Origin of the sequence: Streptomyces sp. L2, from assembly GCF_004124325.1 — a bacterium.
Classification (GTDB): Bacteria; Actinomycetota; Actinomycetes; order Streptomycetales; family Streptomycetaceae; genus Streptomyces.
In genome coordinates, this window is sequence record NZ_QBDT01000002.1 from 89,887 (window position 1) to 104,503 (window position 14,617).

At 65.5% G+C, this 14,617-nt stretch carries 8 protein-coding genes; 1 reads left to right on the forward strand and 7 read right to left on the reverse strand.

The window, feature by feature from the left end; all coding sequences use genetic code 11:
- Positions 1–152: 152 nt before the first annotated feature.
- The 3 genes from DBP14_RS35125 to DBP14_RS35135 form a co-directional block, all read right to left on the reverse strand.
- Positions 153–2,885 carry an SdrD B-like domain-containing protein gene (locus DBP14_RS35125; RefSeq protein ID WP_129312292.1) on the reverse strand — a complete coding sequence of 911 codons (2,733 nt, stop codon included), beginning with the start codon at positions 2,883–2,885 and terminating at the stop codon, positions 153–155.
- Positions 2,886–3,266: 381 nt separating this feature from the next.
- On the reverse strand, positions 3,267–5,237 hold the full coding sequence (locus DBP14_RS35130; RefSeq protein ID WP_164992572.1) for an alginate lyase family protein: 1,971 nt from the start codon (positions 5,235–5,237) through the stop codon (positions 3,267–3,269).
- 211 nt (positions 5,238–5,448) lie between these two features.
- Positions 5,449–8,001 (reverse strand): SdrD B-like domain-containing protein, encoded by a 2,553-nt coding sequence (locus DBP14_RS35135; RefSeq protein WP_129312294.1) that lies wholly within the window; start codon positions 7,999–8,001, stop codon positions 5,449–5,451.
- 1,249 nt (positions 8,002–9,250) lie between these two features.
- Between DBP14_RS35135 and DBP14_RS35140 the strand changes: the two genes are divergently transcribed.
- On the forward strand, positions 9,251–10,324 hold the full coding sequence (locus tag DBP14_RS35140) for a hypothetical protein (protein WP_241741378.1): 1,074 nt from the start codon (positions 9,251–9,253) through the stop codon (positions 10,322–10,324).
- 557 nt (positions 10,325–10,881) lie between these two features.
- Here the strand turns inward: DBP14_RS35140 and DBP14_RS35145 are convergent.
- The 4 genes from DBP14_RS35145 to DBP14_RS35160 are packed head-to-tail and all read right to left on the reverse strand — an operon-like array spanning position 10,882 to position 14,554.
- Positions 10,882–12,087 carry a chorismate mutase gene (locus DBP14_RS35145; protein ID WP_129312295.1) on the reverse strand — a complete coding sequence of 402 codons (1,206 nt, stop codon included), beginning with the start codon at positions 12,085–12,087 and terminating at the stop codon, positions 10,882–10,884.
- Entirely contained in the window at positions 12,059–12,721 is a 663-nt protein-coding gene (locus DBP14_RS35150) for a transferase hexapeptide repeat family protein (RefSeq protein WP_129312296.1), read from the reverse strand. Before DBP14_RS35150 ends, DBP14_RS35145 begins: the two co-directional genes overlap by 29 nt.
- Positions 12,722–12,765: 44 nt before the next feature.
- On the reverse strand, positions 12,766–13,794 hold the full coding sequence (locus DBP14_RS36515) for a carboxymuconolactone decarboxylase family protein (RefSeq protein ID WP_206739501.1): 1,029 nt from the start codon (positions 13,792–13,794) through the stop codon (positions 12,766–12,768).
- On the reverse strand, positions 13,784–14,554 hold the full coding sequence (locus DBP14_RS35160; RefSeq protein ID WP_241741379.1) for an enoyl-CoA hydratase-related protein: 771 nt from the start codon (positions 14,552–14,554) through the stop codon (positions 13,784–13,786). Before DBP14_RS35160 ends, DBP14_RS36515 begins: the two co-directional genes overlap by 11 nt.
- Positions 14,555–14,617 lie beyond the last annotated feature (63 nt).

Here is a 14,617-nt window from a genome sequence, read left to right on the forward strand (position 1 = left end):
CGTACGACGGCCTGACGGAGGAAGGCAGAGCTGACCAGGGCGCCGAAAAATATGGAGCCTGTCCGTCAGGCGTTTCCTGCTGATGTGGGTGTCCCTCCCCCCGGGTGGTTGGTGGGGGGAGGGACGGTGGGTGGGTTGGGGTTGTGGGTGGGTTACAGGGCGGCTCCGGTGGTGTGGCGTCGGCGGCGGTAGTAGGCGGTGCCGAGGCCGGTGAGGACGGCGAAGGCTGCCGCGATGCCGGGGTCGGTCAGGGGGATGCCGGGGATGTCGGTGGTGACGCAGGAGTTGTTGTTCTGCATGTTCGGGTCCTGCTCGTTACCCCGGACGGTGGCGCAGTTGTCGAGTTTGGCGGGGCCGGTGGCGGGGGCGAGGCCGCGGACGGTGATGGTGTGGCTCTCGCCGACCTTGAGGGGGCCGCCGGTGCAGGTGAGGGTGCCGGCGCCGATGCCGCAGCCGGCGTCGGAGGTGTGCGGGTTGAGCATGCCGGCGGGCAGCGGGTCGGTCACGGTCCAGCCGGAGGAGTCGTTGGGTCCGTTGTTGGTGACGATCAGGTTGTAGACGACCTCACCGGCAGGATCCACCTTGGCCGGGCCGACCTTGATGATCGACAGGTCCACACTGGGCTTCTTGAACCCGAAGTCGGCGCCGTGGTCGTTCTGCCCGGCGCCGGCGGGGTTGACCACGACGGCGGGGAAGGGGTTGCCGTCCGGTTCACCACTGGAGTCGATCTGGTCGTCGTCGCCCTGGTTCGGGCGGGTGGGCACCCAGCCCTGCAGCACACCACCGGCCGCGTAGTCGTCCGGGTTGTCCATCTTGATCGTGTACGTACGGCCGTAGACCAGATCCGCAGCACTGACGTTCTTCGTCACCGTGGAATCGAAGTAGTACTCACCACGGCTGTTCGTGACCGCCGTACCGATCTTGTTCCCGTTCGCGTCGTACAGGTTCACCGTGGCACCCGCCACCGGCGCCTCACCAGGATCCTGGATCCCGTTCTCATTGGTGTCCTGCCACACCCGGTTACCCAACTGCAACGGCGCCTGATCACACAGGACTTCCAAGTCACCGATACCACGGGTCTTACCGAACACGTCACTCAGGTAATTGCCGCTGCTGCTGTCCTGGTTGGTACCCGTGAACACGCCCGGTCCTGACCGGGTGCCCGTGTTGCGGTCGACCCAGCGCACACCCGCACCTGTCGTGTCGATGGGGTCCATGGCCGTGAAGGGGATAGTGGTCTCCACCTTGGACAGGGCCAAACCACCCTCGCTGACCTCCCGGTGCATACCGGCTGACCAGTCACCCGGGTAGAACTCCTTGACGTTCGGCTCGTCATGGCCGCCGTTGTTGGTTGACGTGGCGTTGTTCTTGCAGCCTCCGAGGGCGTCCAGGACGAACATGTGGTTTCCGCCTCGGCACGCCCGGTTGATGTCACCACCCTCGAACGTGGTCGTAGCGGGCCACGTCCCGGACGTGGGAGGCAGCGCCCAGCCACTGCGGTCGGAGAAGCGGTCACCAAAGCCCAGGACCATGTCGCCGTTCGTCTCGAAGGCGATGTCGGAGAGCACCGGCTCCGGATTCTCAATGGCAGGGCTGGTGCAAGCGTGGCCGTCCTGAGTAGTGGGACGGGTTTCGCTCCACGGGTACCAGGCCCCCCCGAAGCAGTTGCCGTTGGTGTAAATCGTCTCCATGCGGGGATAGTTCAGCGGCTGGTCCATGACGGTGGCGGTGAACTGGCCCGTCACAGGGTCAAGGGTCTGAACGACTGCCCGCATGTCGGCCTTGTTGTGGGTGGACTCGCCGGAGCAGACACCGCCGACATAGACCTTGCCGTCCTGCATGCCCAGACCGTAGGGACGCCAGTCGCTGTGGGCGGCGCAGCCCGGGTCCGGGATGGAGTACGAGGCCTTCGGTGCGGCCGCGGTGGCCTGCGTGGCGTCGTAGCGGTAGAGCCTGCGGTCATGCATGTTGACCACATACAGGTCCTTGCCGTCCGGGCTCACATCCAGGTCACCCAGCGACTCCTTGCCCACCACCGGCCCGAACGCCTCATCCATCTGGACACCCGGATTGTGCACGGTGGTACCCGGGTTGGGAACCATGGCCCACACCACCGTCTGGTGCGTAGCCGGATCCGTCCGGTAGATACCGCCGGAACCACCAGGACCGTACTTCGTTCCCCGCTTCGCATAGGCAGCGGAGAAGATCTGCTTGGTCACCTTGTTGTAGCCAATACCCCAGACCGTTCCTGTCTGGGCGTTGTTCGCCAGGGTGGTGAGCTGGTTGTACTCACCCCGCGCGTTGAACGGGAATGACGTCAGGGTCTTGTTGGAATCCGGGGCAGCGGTCGGGATCGTGGGATTCATGCAGGCGGTGACGAGGGTGGCGTTCTTCTGGCAGTAGTCCTCAGGGCTCCAGAACGAGGTGGTGACCTCCACGTTCTTGCCCGCGGACAGGTCCACGAACTCCACATTCGACGACAGCACCCGCGGATCCGTCAGATCCGTCCGCGCCGAAGCAGCACCCGGAAAATACACCTTCGCATCCGGGTTCTTCACCTCAATACGGTACTTACCACCACTCAACGCCGTCCCCGGCGACAACTTCACCGTGCCGTCCGCCTGCGTCACACCCGTCACCGACCGGCCCTCATCATCGGTCAGCGTCACCGTCACACCAGCCCAGCCCGGCTCCAGCGCCTGATCCCACTTCCCGTTCGCATTCACCTCCCTCACCACACGAACCGTCGCCGAACCATCCCCCGCATCAGCCGACGCAGGCGACACCGCAGCGAAGAACCCCACCGCCCCCATCGACACCGATAACGCCGCCGATAACCCCAAAGACATCCCACCGACCCAACGCCGGCGCTGCCGCAGCTCCATACCAAAACCTTTCACCCGACTAGAGGCAAGACAGCCCCTAAACGCGGACCTTACACACTCATAAGATTTCTAAGATTTCTCGATATGACGGACCAACAGACCATGGGGCTAATTCGCACCTCATACGACAATTGGACTAGACGTCATCAGTAGCGACGCACGGGGCCACATGATGAGTCAGATGCTGCGACTGAACTCCACGCAAGTCGGATACGACGGGCGTGGCGGGCGCACCGTGGGATCCCTCCGAGAGCACCGTGGACAAGGCCCCAGACAGCGCCATTGACGGTGGCACTGGCCCAACACTTCTGTGGCGACCAGGAGTGCTCCCGACAACTGGAGGTACAGTGCGGTCAGGTGGCCGACTCGCGAACCTGCTGTTTAGCGATAGGTAATGGCGACCAACTCATCAGCTGCACCTCCGGTCGTGTTGCCGGCCGTGGCGCCGTCGAGGGCCGCGCCATGCGTGAGGGTGGCCATCACCGGGCTGTTCACAGCGTTCCCCGCCCTGAGATACCAGGTAAGTCGAGAGCCGTTTTGACGGACGGCCGCCAGTGTGTCAATGCCGTCGCCGTCCCAGTCGCCTGCAACGAAGCGATCACCCACCCGGGCAAACTGGAATTCCGGGAGGTAGTGATCTACGTTCGTGTTGCCGGTCCGCAGGAACACCGTTTTCCCGCGAATCAGGCCCGGCGTGTCGACTCCATCACCATCCCAGTCGCCGACAATTGCCCGGTCACTCCCCCGGCCAGCCGCATAGGAGACATCCGTCGTCTTATTGTCGTCGGACAGCAGGAATGACTTGCCTCGCCGGACTCCGATGCTGTCGGTCCCGTCGCCGTCCCAGTCACCAATCAAAGGCTGGTCACACGTCCTGCCATAGGGATACGCGACAGGGTCCTTCCCCGACGGCAGATTGCTCAAGTAGAACGTGTTGCCGGTACGCCAGCCTGGGGTGTCAACACCGTCGCCGTCCCAGTCCCCAAGGAAGTGGGAATCAGCGCCACCGCCGGTTCGGAACGGAGTGGTGGGTGCGCCGCCGTCGGTGGATTGGTAGGTCCACGCCGGACCCCCGGGCGGATCGAGCAGTTCGCCCTTCAGGAGCGCCGCACTAGGACCGAACGTCTCACCATCGTTGTAGTCGCGCGCCGGCGCGGACCTAACGACCGCGCGGATATCGGGATCGTACGGATACTCGCGAAATGCCAACTCTGTCAATGACCGCCAGGTCTGCTCCATTTTCCTCGTATATGCACTGTTCTCGTAGTACCGGCCACGACACGCGAGGGCGTCGGCCTTTGCCCGAGGTGTCGTGGCGGACATCCACGGAGCGTAAGTGGCGTAGCTGTCTCGCAGGCTCTCGCCAGTTTCAGGAACATACTGCCAGTAGTCGATGGGCGCGTTGTTATTGCGGGCAAGTTCAGCAGCCAAGGACAAGAACCTCTGCCCCGCCGAAGCGTAGATGAGGCCCTTGTCTCTGCTGTCATTTTCGTCGACCCGCTTCGTTACCCGATAGCGGTCGTAAAGCTCGCCGCGCAGTGGGTCCGGCCACCGGTCGTTGTCATTGCCCAGGCTGGGATCCCGTTCCTGCAGGGCCTGACCTGGTGTGACCAACTCGCCGAGAAAATCCTCCTGAAGATCACGCGGATTGTCCGAATCATTCAGCGCATAGGAGATGAGTGAGTTATCGCCTGTCACGTAACCAATGGTCAAGAGACCCATCATCTGGGCAGTGAGGTGGTTGTTGTAGTACTGCCGGTTCAGCCATGGCGGCTCCACCTTCACCATCTTTCCAGGCGCGGTATTGAACCAGTCTGCCGACTCCCATAACGCGGCACTGTGCTGGATCGGCGACCGCATACTTCTGAACCAGCGCTCGATTTCCGCGTGTTCACTGGTCGGCAGGTATGGATACAACATCGCGTAGGCATCGGCAAAGATCACCAGCACTCGGCTGATCACCAGGCCCGCAGCATGCGGCATGGCCTTACCGGGATAATGAAACTGACGCCAGCTTGGCGCGGGGTCACCTGCGGGCAGGTCAGCGTTGCTGTACCGCGCCCACTTCGTCAAACCGCTGCGCGCCTTGTTCAGGTAGGCAACGTTTCCGCTGACGCGATAGGCGACAGCGAGTGCATGCACTCGTCTCGCTTCGGGATTGGCATCCCGATAGTACTGCTCGGTGTCGTCCAGCTCCTGGGGCGTGAAGGAGAAGTTGAGGTAGGCGTTCGCCTGTGACCGCACTCTGAGCCACGAAGCATGAAAGGGAGAAGAGGTGTCCGCAGCACGCTGTTTGGCACGCTGAATCTCCGCCTCCGTGGTGAGCAGGACCGGTCTCGCGTTCGTGTCCACCGGCCGAGCGTGTTGTGTTGCAGGGCTCGCGGCCGCCTGTCCAACGGTCAGGATGAATGCGGTGACCGCACACGTGACAACGGACCTGATCCTCATACTGTCTCCTCCGTGGCTACCGATAGCCGGCCCCGTTTGTCCCTGATGTGGGTGTCCCTCCCCCCGGGTGGTTGGTGGGGGGAGGGACGGTGGGTGGGTTGGGGTTGTGGGTGGGTTAGTGGGCGGCTCCGGTGGTGTGGCGTCGGCGGCGGTAGTAGGCGGTGCCGAGGCCGGTGAGGACGGCGAAGGCTGCTGCGATGCCGGGGTCGGTCAGGGGGATGCCGGGGATGTCGGTGGTGACGCAGGAGTTGTTGTTCTGCATGTTCGGGTCCTGCTCGTTACCCCGGACGGTGGCGCAGTTGTCGAGTTTGGCGGGGCCGGTGGCGGGGGCGAGGCCGCGGACGGTGATGGTGTGGCTCTCGCCGACCTTGAGGGGGCCGCCGGTGCAGGTGAGGGTGCCGGCGCCGATGCCGCAGCCGGCGTCGGAGGTGTGCGGGTTGAGCATGCCGGCGGGCAGCGGGTCGGTCACGGTCCAGCCGGAGGAGTCGTTGGGTCCGTTGTTGGTGACGATCAGGTTGTAGACGACCTCACCGGCAGGATCCACCTTGGCCGGGCCGACCTTGATGATCGACAGGTCCACACTCGGCTTCTTGAACCCGAAGTCGGCGCCGTGGTCGTTCTGCCCGGCGCCGGCGGGGTTGACCACGACGGCGGGGAAGGGGTTGCCGTCCGGTTCACCACTGGAGTCGATCTGGTCGTCGTCGCCCTGGTTCGGGCGGGTGGGCACCCAGCCCTGCAGCACACCACCGGCCGCGTAGTCGTCCGGGTTGTCCATCTTGATCGTGTACGTACGGCCGTAGACCAGATCCGCAGCACTGACGTTCTTCGTCACCGTGGAATCGAAGTAGTACTCACCACGGCTGTTCGTGACCGCCGTACCGATCTTGTTCCCGTTCGCGTCGTACAGGTTCACCGTGGCACCCGCCACCGGCGCCTCACCAGGATCCTGGATCCCGTTCTCATTGGTGTCCTGCCACACCCGGTTACCCAACTGCAACGGCGCCTGATCACACAGGACTTCCAAGTCACCGATACCACGGGTCTTACCGAACACATCACTCAGGTAAAGGCCGTCCGACGACGCATCCCTCGTGCCGGTCGTCCGGTCGACCCAGGCCACGCCGCTACCCGTCTTGGCAATGGGGTCCATCGCGCTGAACGGGATGGTCGACTCCACCTTGTCGACGGCGATGCCACCTGAGCTGATCTCCTGGTGGCCCCCGATGTTGTCGCCGGGGTAGTACTCCTTGACGTTGGGCAGCTCGTCGCCATCGTTGGCGGGTGTCGCATGGTTGACGCAGCCGCCGTTGCCGTCCAGGACGTACATGTGGTTCCCGCCACGGCACGCCAGCGCGATGTCACCACCCTGGAAGGCGGTTGTCGCGGGCCAGGCGGCAGACGTGGCGGGCAGCAACCAGCCGCTGCGGTCGGAGAACCGGTCGCCGAAGCCGACGACCATGTCGCCGTCGGTCTCGAAGTTGATGTCGGAGATCTCCGGCTCGGGGTTCTCGATGTAGTCGGCGTTGCACGCTCTGCCGTCCTGAGTTGCCGGCCGGACTTCCTGCCACGGGTACCAGCCATGGCCGCTGCACCGGTTCGGATCGGAGTCCTGAAGTCCGCCGCGGGGGAAGTCGAGCGGCTGGTCCATGACGGTGGCGGTGAACTGGCCGGTGACCGGGTCGAGGACCTGGACGACCCCGCGCATGTCGGCCTTGTTGTGGGTGGACTCGCCGGAGCAGACGCCGCCGACATAGACCTTGCCGCCTTGGATGCCCAGACCGTAGGGACGCCAGTCGCTGTGGGCGGCGCAGCCCGGGTCCGGGATGGAGTAGGAGGCCTTCGGTGCGGCCGCGGTGGCCTGCGTGGCGTCGTAGCGGTAGAGCCTGCGGTCATGCATGTTGACCACATACAGGTCCTTGCCGTCCGGGCTCACATCCAGGTCACCCAGCGACTCCTTGCCCACCACCGGCCCGAACGCCTCATCCATCTGGACACCCGGATTGTGCACGGTGGTACCCGGGTTGGGAACCATGGCCCACACCACCGTCTGGTGCGTAGCCGGATCCGTCCGGTAGATCCCACCCGAACCACCAGGACCGTACTTCGTTCCCCGCTTCGCATAGGCAGCGGAGAAGATCTGCTTGGTCACCTTGTTGTAGCCAATACCCCACAACGTGCCTGTCTGGGCGTTGTTCGCCAGGGTGGTGACAAGGCCAGGGTTCACTGTCGCGTCGCCACGAGTGTTGAACGGGAACGATGTCAGGGTCTTGTTGGAATCCGGGGCCGGGTTCGGGATCGTGGGGTTCTGGCAGGCGGTGACGAGGGTGGCGTTCTTCTGGCAGTAGTCCTCAGGGCTCCAGAACGAGGTGGTGACCTCCACGTTCTTGCCCGCGGACAGGTCCACGAACTCCACATTCGACGACAGCACCCGCGGATCCGTCAGATCCGTCCGCGCCGAAGCAGCACCCGGAAAATACACCTTCGCATCCGGGTTCATCACCTCAATACGGTACTTACCACCACTCAACGCCGTCCCCGGCGACAACTTCACCGTGCCGTCCGCCTGCGTCACGCCGGTGACCGACCGGCCCTCATCATCGGTCAGCGTCACCGTCACACCAGCCCAGCCCGGCTCCAGCGCCTGATCCCACTTCCCGTTCGCATTCACCTCCCTCACCACACGAACCGTCGCCGAACCATCCCCCGCATCAGCCGACGCAGGCGACACCGCGGCCAAGAACCCCACCGCCCCCATCGACACCGATAACGCCGCCGATAACCCCAAAGACATCCCACCGACCCAACGCCGGCGCTGCCGCAGCTCCATACCAAAACCTTTCACCCGACTAGAGGCAAGACAGCCCCTAAACGCGGACCAGACACACCCCTAAAGATCAGCGCCATCGCTTTGTGTGACGAACAGATGAACCGAATGAGTGATCCCCTCCTCGTGTGATGATTCGAGAAAGAGGGGACGGCAGGGTAAGACGCAACAGGCGAGGCTGCCGTTGAGCGAGATGTCGGCGGACGGGAGGGGCGCCGCATGTCGGCAGCATTCCGCCTGCCCTGCTCCACTGTGCCTGATGGACCGATACCGGACAGTCTGTGGGGCCCGCACCAGGGTGTTCAGTATGGGTGAACGGCGGTCTCGTAGTGATTCGTGCTGACCAGAACGCGAGGTTCACCTATTTCGAGACCGCCGTTCGGGGACGAGTTTGCGGCATCGCGCAGTTCGGCGGCAAGGTGTTCTCTTTGACTTCACTCGTTGCTCTGCCGAAAGTCGGCATCGGGGCGGTGAAGGAAACCTTGAGGGGCCGTACCCGCAAGTCCGCGCCGGGCCGGGGTCCGTGGGGCGCGCGCCTTCCACTCCCCCGGGCAGTCGGCCTGACCCCGGGCAGGACGTCGTCGGGGACGGAATCTTGGGCCCATGGATCTCGGGCCGTCACGTCCACGTCGTACGAAGCGAGCCCCGCACACACCGGAGCCGTAGTCGCGCCCAGTCAGCCGGTACTGAGTTTGCGGTGGGGTGGCCGGTCGCGATTGCCGCTGGCCGATTTACCGCCCAGCCATGGGATGCCGACTCTTAGCCCTCCGTGGGTCGGGGTATGCAACTCCTGACTCGGCGCGGCGTGGCCGCGATGGAGGTGGTCCGTATGCCACGAACGCCCAACACTCGCTTGCAGAGTCTGCTGGAGTCGGCTGAGTGGAGCCCCGCACGACTCGCCCGTGCGCTGCGTGCGTTGGCCGCCGAGCGAGGGCTCGCCGTATCGTACGATCACACCTCCGTGCGGCGCTGGCTCACGGGTACGCGGCCCCGCTCCCCCGCACCCACCCTCGTGCTCGAATGTCTCTCTCGCCGATTGGGCAGGCCCGTTACGGCGTACGAGGCGGGTTTCACCGAGGTCCGCGCTCCCGTCGTGGACCCTTCCTGGCAGGCTGACCCGGTCCGCAAACTCACCCAGCTCACCCATGCCGAACTCGACCGCAGCCATCCGCCGTCGTGGGATGGGCATGGATTCAGCCTGGCCGCTCTGACCTTGCCTGACGAGATCGCAGCGGCACTCCGTACCCGGCACTGGCCGGACGGCGAGCCGGAAAAGCCGTCTTCCGGGCCGACTGACGCCGCCTGTGTGAGAGGCATGACCCGTCTGTTCCACACAGCGGCCGAGGAATACGGAGGGCAGCACGTGCGGACCTCGCTGGCCGCCTACCTGTCCCACCATGCTTTGCCTCTGGTGGCCGCGCGTACGGGAGAACCGGTTCACCGGGATCTGCTCTCCGCCACCGCGCAGCTGACGTTGCTCCTGGCCGGCATGTGTATGGACAGCGGCCAGGACCGCACGGCTCAGCACTATCACCAGGTTGCGGTCCGGCTCGCCGTCGAGGCTGACGATGCCTCAGCGCTTGCCATCGCCCTGCGCGCCATGGCCACCCACTCATACGACCTGGGTCACCACAGTCCCGCCGTTCTCAACCTCGCCGACCAGGCTTCTGTCTATGCTCGCAGCACCGCACCCGCGGTCCAGGCATACACCGAAGCTCAACTCGCGGTGCTGCTGGCCCATTACGATCGCTTCGCCGCCATGGCCGCCCTGAACCGCGCGGAATCCCTATACTCCCGGGCCGAAGCCAGTCCTGGTCCGTTCACCATGTACCCGCCGGGCGCCTTGCACTACCAGCGTGCCCGAACTCTCATCGCCCTCGGCGACCTGGTAGGCGCCGTCCGCGCCCTGTCCGCCTCTGTCCGCTTGCGCACCCGAGCCGAACAACGCGCCAGTGTCCTGACCCGGGCCCTTCTCGCCGACGTTCACCTTCGTCTCGGCCACCTCGACGAAGCGCTCGTCCACGGGCAGGCATTCCTCACCGGTTACCCCGCCCTCCACTCCACCCGCGCCACTCGCCATCTCCACACCCTCCGCAAGCAGCTGCGGCCCCATCAACGCCACCCCAGAGCCGCTGAGTTCCTGACCGAATCCGAACTCCTTACCTGACATGGGGTTGCTTTCCCGCTCTGTCGTCCAGCGATGTAATGACTCTGCAACGTCAAATGGATCTTGCATATCCACATGATCTACGTTAAATCCACATTCCGCACCGCGACACCACATTTGGAGGGCATAAATGCCAGCACTCCCGGGAGGTGCCCCCCATGTCACGAGTGCTGCCTCCGCCCTATGGTGGTTGTGTACGGGTCAATAGCGGGAGTCGATATGGCTTACGAGAAGCTGTCCGGCCCCTCGCCGGGGCATCGTCCGAGCGGAAAGGCCACTGATCTTCAATCACCCACAACAGCCAGCGGGCATACCTCATACCCATTTCCTCAAGAGCTCATCGACGCGATGGCCGAACTGAACCAGGTCCACGAAGCTCTGCGGAACCTCTTCGGCCGCCCTTCGGCTCCGGTGGAAGCAGAGAACGCGGACGGGAAACGCCCAGGGCAGGCAGGGCAGCCCTCCCCGCGTCCCTTGTCTCACCGCACCGCCCCGGCCATGACCGATGTCTCTCGGCTTCGGGCACGGGCGTCCGATCTCGTCGGGCAGATCACGGCTCATCCCTTCTGGACCGAGCTCCACCCCTCTGATGTGCTCGCGGCATGGGAGACGCTCAAGGCCGACCGGGAGGAGGTCTGGGGGCGCATGTGATGAGCGGCCGGAGCCGGCGTGATGCGCGGGTAGGAGCCGAGCACGCGAATGTGCCCGCCGCCAAGCCGGTCGAGGGCATCGCGCAGCGGCGGCTGATGCTGATGTCCGGTGCAGTCGATCCATAGATAGCCGCTCGGGTCGACGCGGCGGGCATGCAGGTTGTGGAGGTGGATCCCGAACTCAGCGAAGGCGCGCAAGGCTGTGAGCAGGGAGAAGCGGCGGGCGGGGATGACGAAGGTCGTCAGGTCTTGACCCGTCGGCGGCTGCGGGAGCGCGGCGCGGGTGATCTGGAGAAATCGGGTGACCGGAGCGGGCGTGCCAGTCAGACCGTGTGCCAGCGGGTACAGGCCCACGCGCGTGGCCGCCACGGGTGAGCAGATGGCGGCTTCAGTGTCGTCGGCGCCGTCGGCGACGTGTCGCGCGCCGGCTGCGGTGGAGGCAGCCGGCACGAAACGGGCGTGAGGCACGTGTTGCGCGAGCCAGGAGGCGCACTGGGCGTATGCGTGCGGGTGGGTGTGGATCGTCCTGATCTTGTCCGTCTGGACGCGGTGTGCGGAGGCCAGGACGAGGTCGATCGGCAGGCGGATCTCGCCCACGATCGACATCTCCGGCCCGAGGGCCAGAGCGTCCATGATCTCGGTGACCGGCCCGGCGGTCGTGTTCTCCACGGGTACGACGCCCAGTCCTGCGCGGCCCTGGCAGACCGCTTCCCACACTGCTGTGAGGCTGTCCAGCGCCAGGCTGGGTGCGTCGGGGCCGCAGAGTTGTTGCCGGGCCAGGTCACTGAAGCTGCCTGCCGGGCCGAGATAGACGGCGGGCAGGTCAGGGTTTCGCTGAGGCAGTCGGCCTCGGGCCAATGCCAGCAGGCTCAAGGCGATGTCACGGCCCGCCGGTCCCAAGACCTCGGCGTAGCGGGTGATGACATGCATCTCTCGCTTGGTGTCGGTGCGGCTGCCGCCCGCGCACAGGCGCGTGGCCTGGATCTGCTCGGAAATCCTCTTGCGTTCGGCGATCAGGGTGATCAGTCGCTCGTCCACCTCGTCGATGCGCAGACGCTCGGCCTCCAGCGGATCGCGGAGAGCTTCATGGGGCATGGTCAGGGTCTCGTGCATTCTTGTCGGCAGGGTCGCCCGCGAGTCGGGCGCGGTGTTCGTGGAGGGTTACGTGCCGCTGGCCGATATCGGTTCGCCGGGCTTCGGCGGCACGTACGGTGGAGAGAGGAGTGACAGGCCGCAGATCGCGGAGGCAGCGGCGGGCGAGTTCCTGGTAGGTGCGAGTGCCCTGCTGCTTCCAGGCGATCTCGTCTGCCGTGAGTTCGCGCAGCACCCTGGCCGGCGACCCTGCGGCAAGGTGCCGTTCAGGGACGTTCTGGCCGCTCTTGACGAAGCTGTTGGCGCCGACGAAGCACTGGGCACCGATCACGGCACCGTCCATGATGACCGCGTTCATGCCGATGAGGGCGTCCTCCTCGATGCGGCAGCCGTGGAGAACGGCGCCGTGCCCGATATGGCCACCGGGGCCGACGACCGTTTCGCTGTCGGGAAAGCAGTGCAGGACGCAGGAATCCTGGATATTGGCGCCTTCATGGACGATGATGCGGCCGAAGTCGCCGCGCAGGCTGGCGCACGGGCCGATGTAGCATCCGGCCCCGATGCGGACATCGCCGATCAGCACGCTGTCGGGGTGGAGGAAGGCATCGGGATGCACCACAGGGATGCGTTCTTCGAAAGCGTAGGCGGGTGCCATGGGACTTCTCCTGGCTGTCCAGTCCTGCTCGGAGCGTGGGAAGTTCAGGAACCAGGGGATACCGGAGAGGCGTCTTCGGCCTGGATCACGCGCACATGGCGGATGCGGTCGTCGTCAGCGAAGGCGAGGGCCACCACGGGGTGCGGATTCCGGGGGTCACGGAAGACAGCGATGGCGGTGTGGGCGTCGATGGCCGCCACCTCGGGCCGGATCCCCGCGGCCAAGACATCCCGCAAGGGTGCTGTCTCATCCAGCAGATCCGGATCGGTGATGACCAACTCGGCGGCTGGACCGTGGCCCACGGTACGCAGGTCTTCCAGAAGCCGGCCGAGAGCCTGCCGTGCGGACGGTCCCGGGACTGGAGCGGCTCTGTCGACTCCTGCCAGGTCTCCGGCTCGGGACAGAGTGGTCACCTCGACGATGCGGTCTTCCACAGCGCGTATGTGCAGCACGGCCTCGGGTCGGTGAGAGTCCTTCGGGACCGCCACGACGAGCACTTGGTCCGGTGCGACAGCGTGGACGGCCGTGTCAGTTCCAGGTTCGCAGAGCGGCGCCGCCCAGGACTCGTCGGCTGTCTCCGGCAGGTCGGTCGCCGCCCGGTTTCGCGCCGTGTCGATCGCCCTCAGGACCGTGTCACGAGCGGAGGGCCGTGGCGGGACCGGGATCCCGGCCTGGCCGAATGCCTCCTCGATGACGGGCAGAGCACTGACCGCCCGGGGGAAGCCGCCGAACGCGGCGCATTCCAGCACCACTTCCACGATTTCGGCAGGGGCGACGCCGGCCGCCAGGGCGGTACGCACGTGCACCGCGAGCGGGGTGCCGCACATGCCCGAGGCCACGATCGCCGCCAGGGCCGCGATCTCACGTGTCCGCGCGTCCAAGGCCTGACGATCATGCAGGTGTCCGTAGACGGTCCCCACCGCCGTTCGGGCCAGGTCCGGTGCGAGCGCGAAAATCTTGTCCAGGCGTTCTCGGCCACCCGGTATTAGCTCGGCGAAGACTTCCCTGCCCCGGGCGTACAGGTGCTCGAAGTCCGCTACTTCTCCGGTGTTCGGCATGGATTCAGCGGCCATCGTCGTCCATCTCCACTCCGGACCGGTACGGCTCGAAGTCAGGCGGCCGCTTCTCGGTGAACGCCGTGTATCCCTCGCGGGCTTCGTCGGTGTGTCCGAACAGGGTCAGGGCGTCGAAGCACACCCGGCCCAGTCCGGCGATGTGCTCGGTGTCAGCGTTCAGTGAGTGCTTCAAGACGGCCAGCGAGGTCGGGGAGAGCACGCAGCAGCGGCGGGCCAGATCAAGTGCTGTCTGCAGTACCGACTCCGGTTCAACCACTGCGTTGACCAGTCCCCAGGACAGTGCCGTCACAGCGTCGATGCGCTCGCCGAGCAACAGCATCTGACGGGCACGCTTCTCACCGACCACCCTGGCGAGGTAGGCCGATCCATAGCCTGCGTCGAACGATCCGACATGGGGGCCGGGCTGGGCGAACACCGCTGTGGTCGAGGCGACCGTCATGTCGCAGACGAGCTGCATGACATGGCCGCCACCGAAGGCGTAGCCGTTCACCGCCGCGATCACCGGCTTGGGGCACTCGCGGATGGTCCGGTACAGCTCCTCCGTCGCCAACTGGCCCGAGGAGCCCTTGCCGTAGTCCCCCACCTCGGCCCGCTGCTTCTGATCGCCTCCCGCACAGAACGCCTTGCGCCCGGCCCCGGTCAGCACGATGGCCCCTGTGTCACGCTCCGCACGAGCTTGCCGGACGGCATCGAGCAGGTGGTCCACCGTTGTGCTGGTGAACGCGTTCAGACGCTCGGGGCGATTGATCTCGATCACGGCTACGGCGTCCGCGCGGAGCACCCTCACGTCTCCCAGCTCCCGAGCCGGGACAAGGGCCGG

Bases quoted from the DNA above. Each gene is read 5' to 3' on its own strand.
- DBP14_RS35145 (WP_129312295.1), bottom strand. From the start codon at position 12,087: ATGCACGAGACCCTGACCATGCCCCATGAAGCTCTCCGCGATCCGCTG.
- DBP14_RS35125 (WP_129312292.1), bottom strand. From the start codon at position 2,885: ATGGAGCTGCGGCAGCGCCGGCGTTGGGTCGGTGGGATGTCTTTGGGG.
- DBP14_RS35150 (WP_129312296.1), bottom strand. From the start codon at position 12,721: ATGGCACCCGCCTACGCTTTCGAAGAACGCATCCCTGTGGTGCATCCC.
- DBP14_RS36515 (WP_206739501.1), bottom strand. From the start codon at position 13,794: ATGGCCGCTGAATCCATGCCGAACACCGGAGAAGTAGCGGACTTCGAG.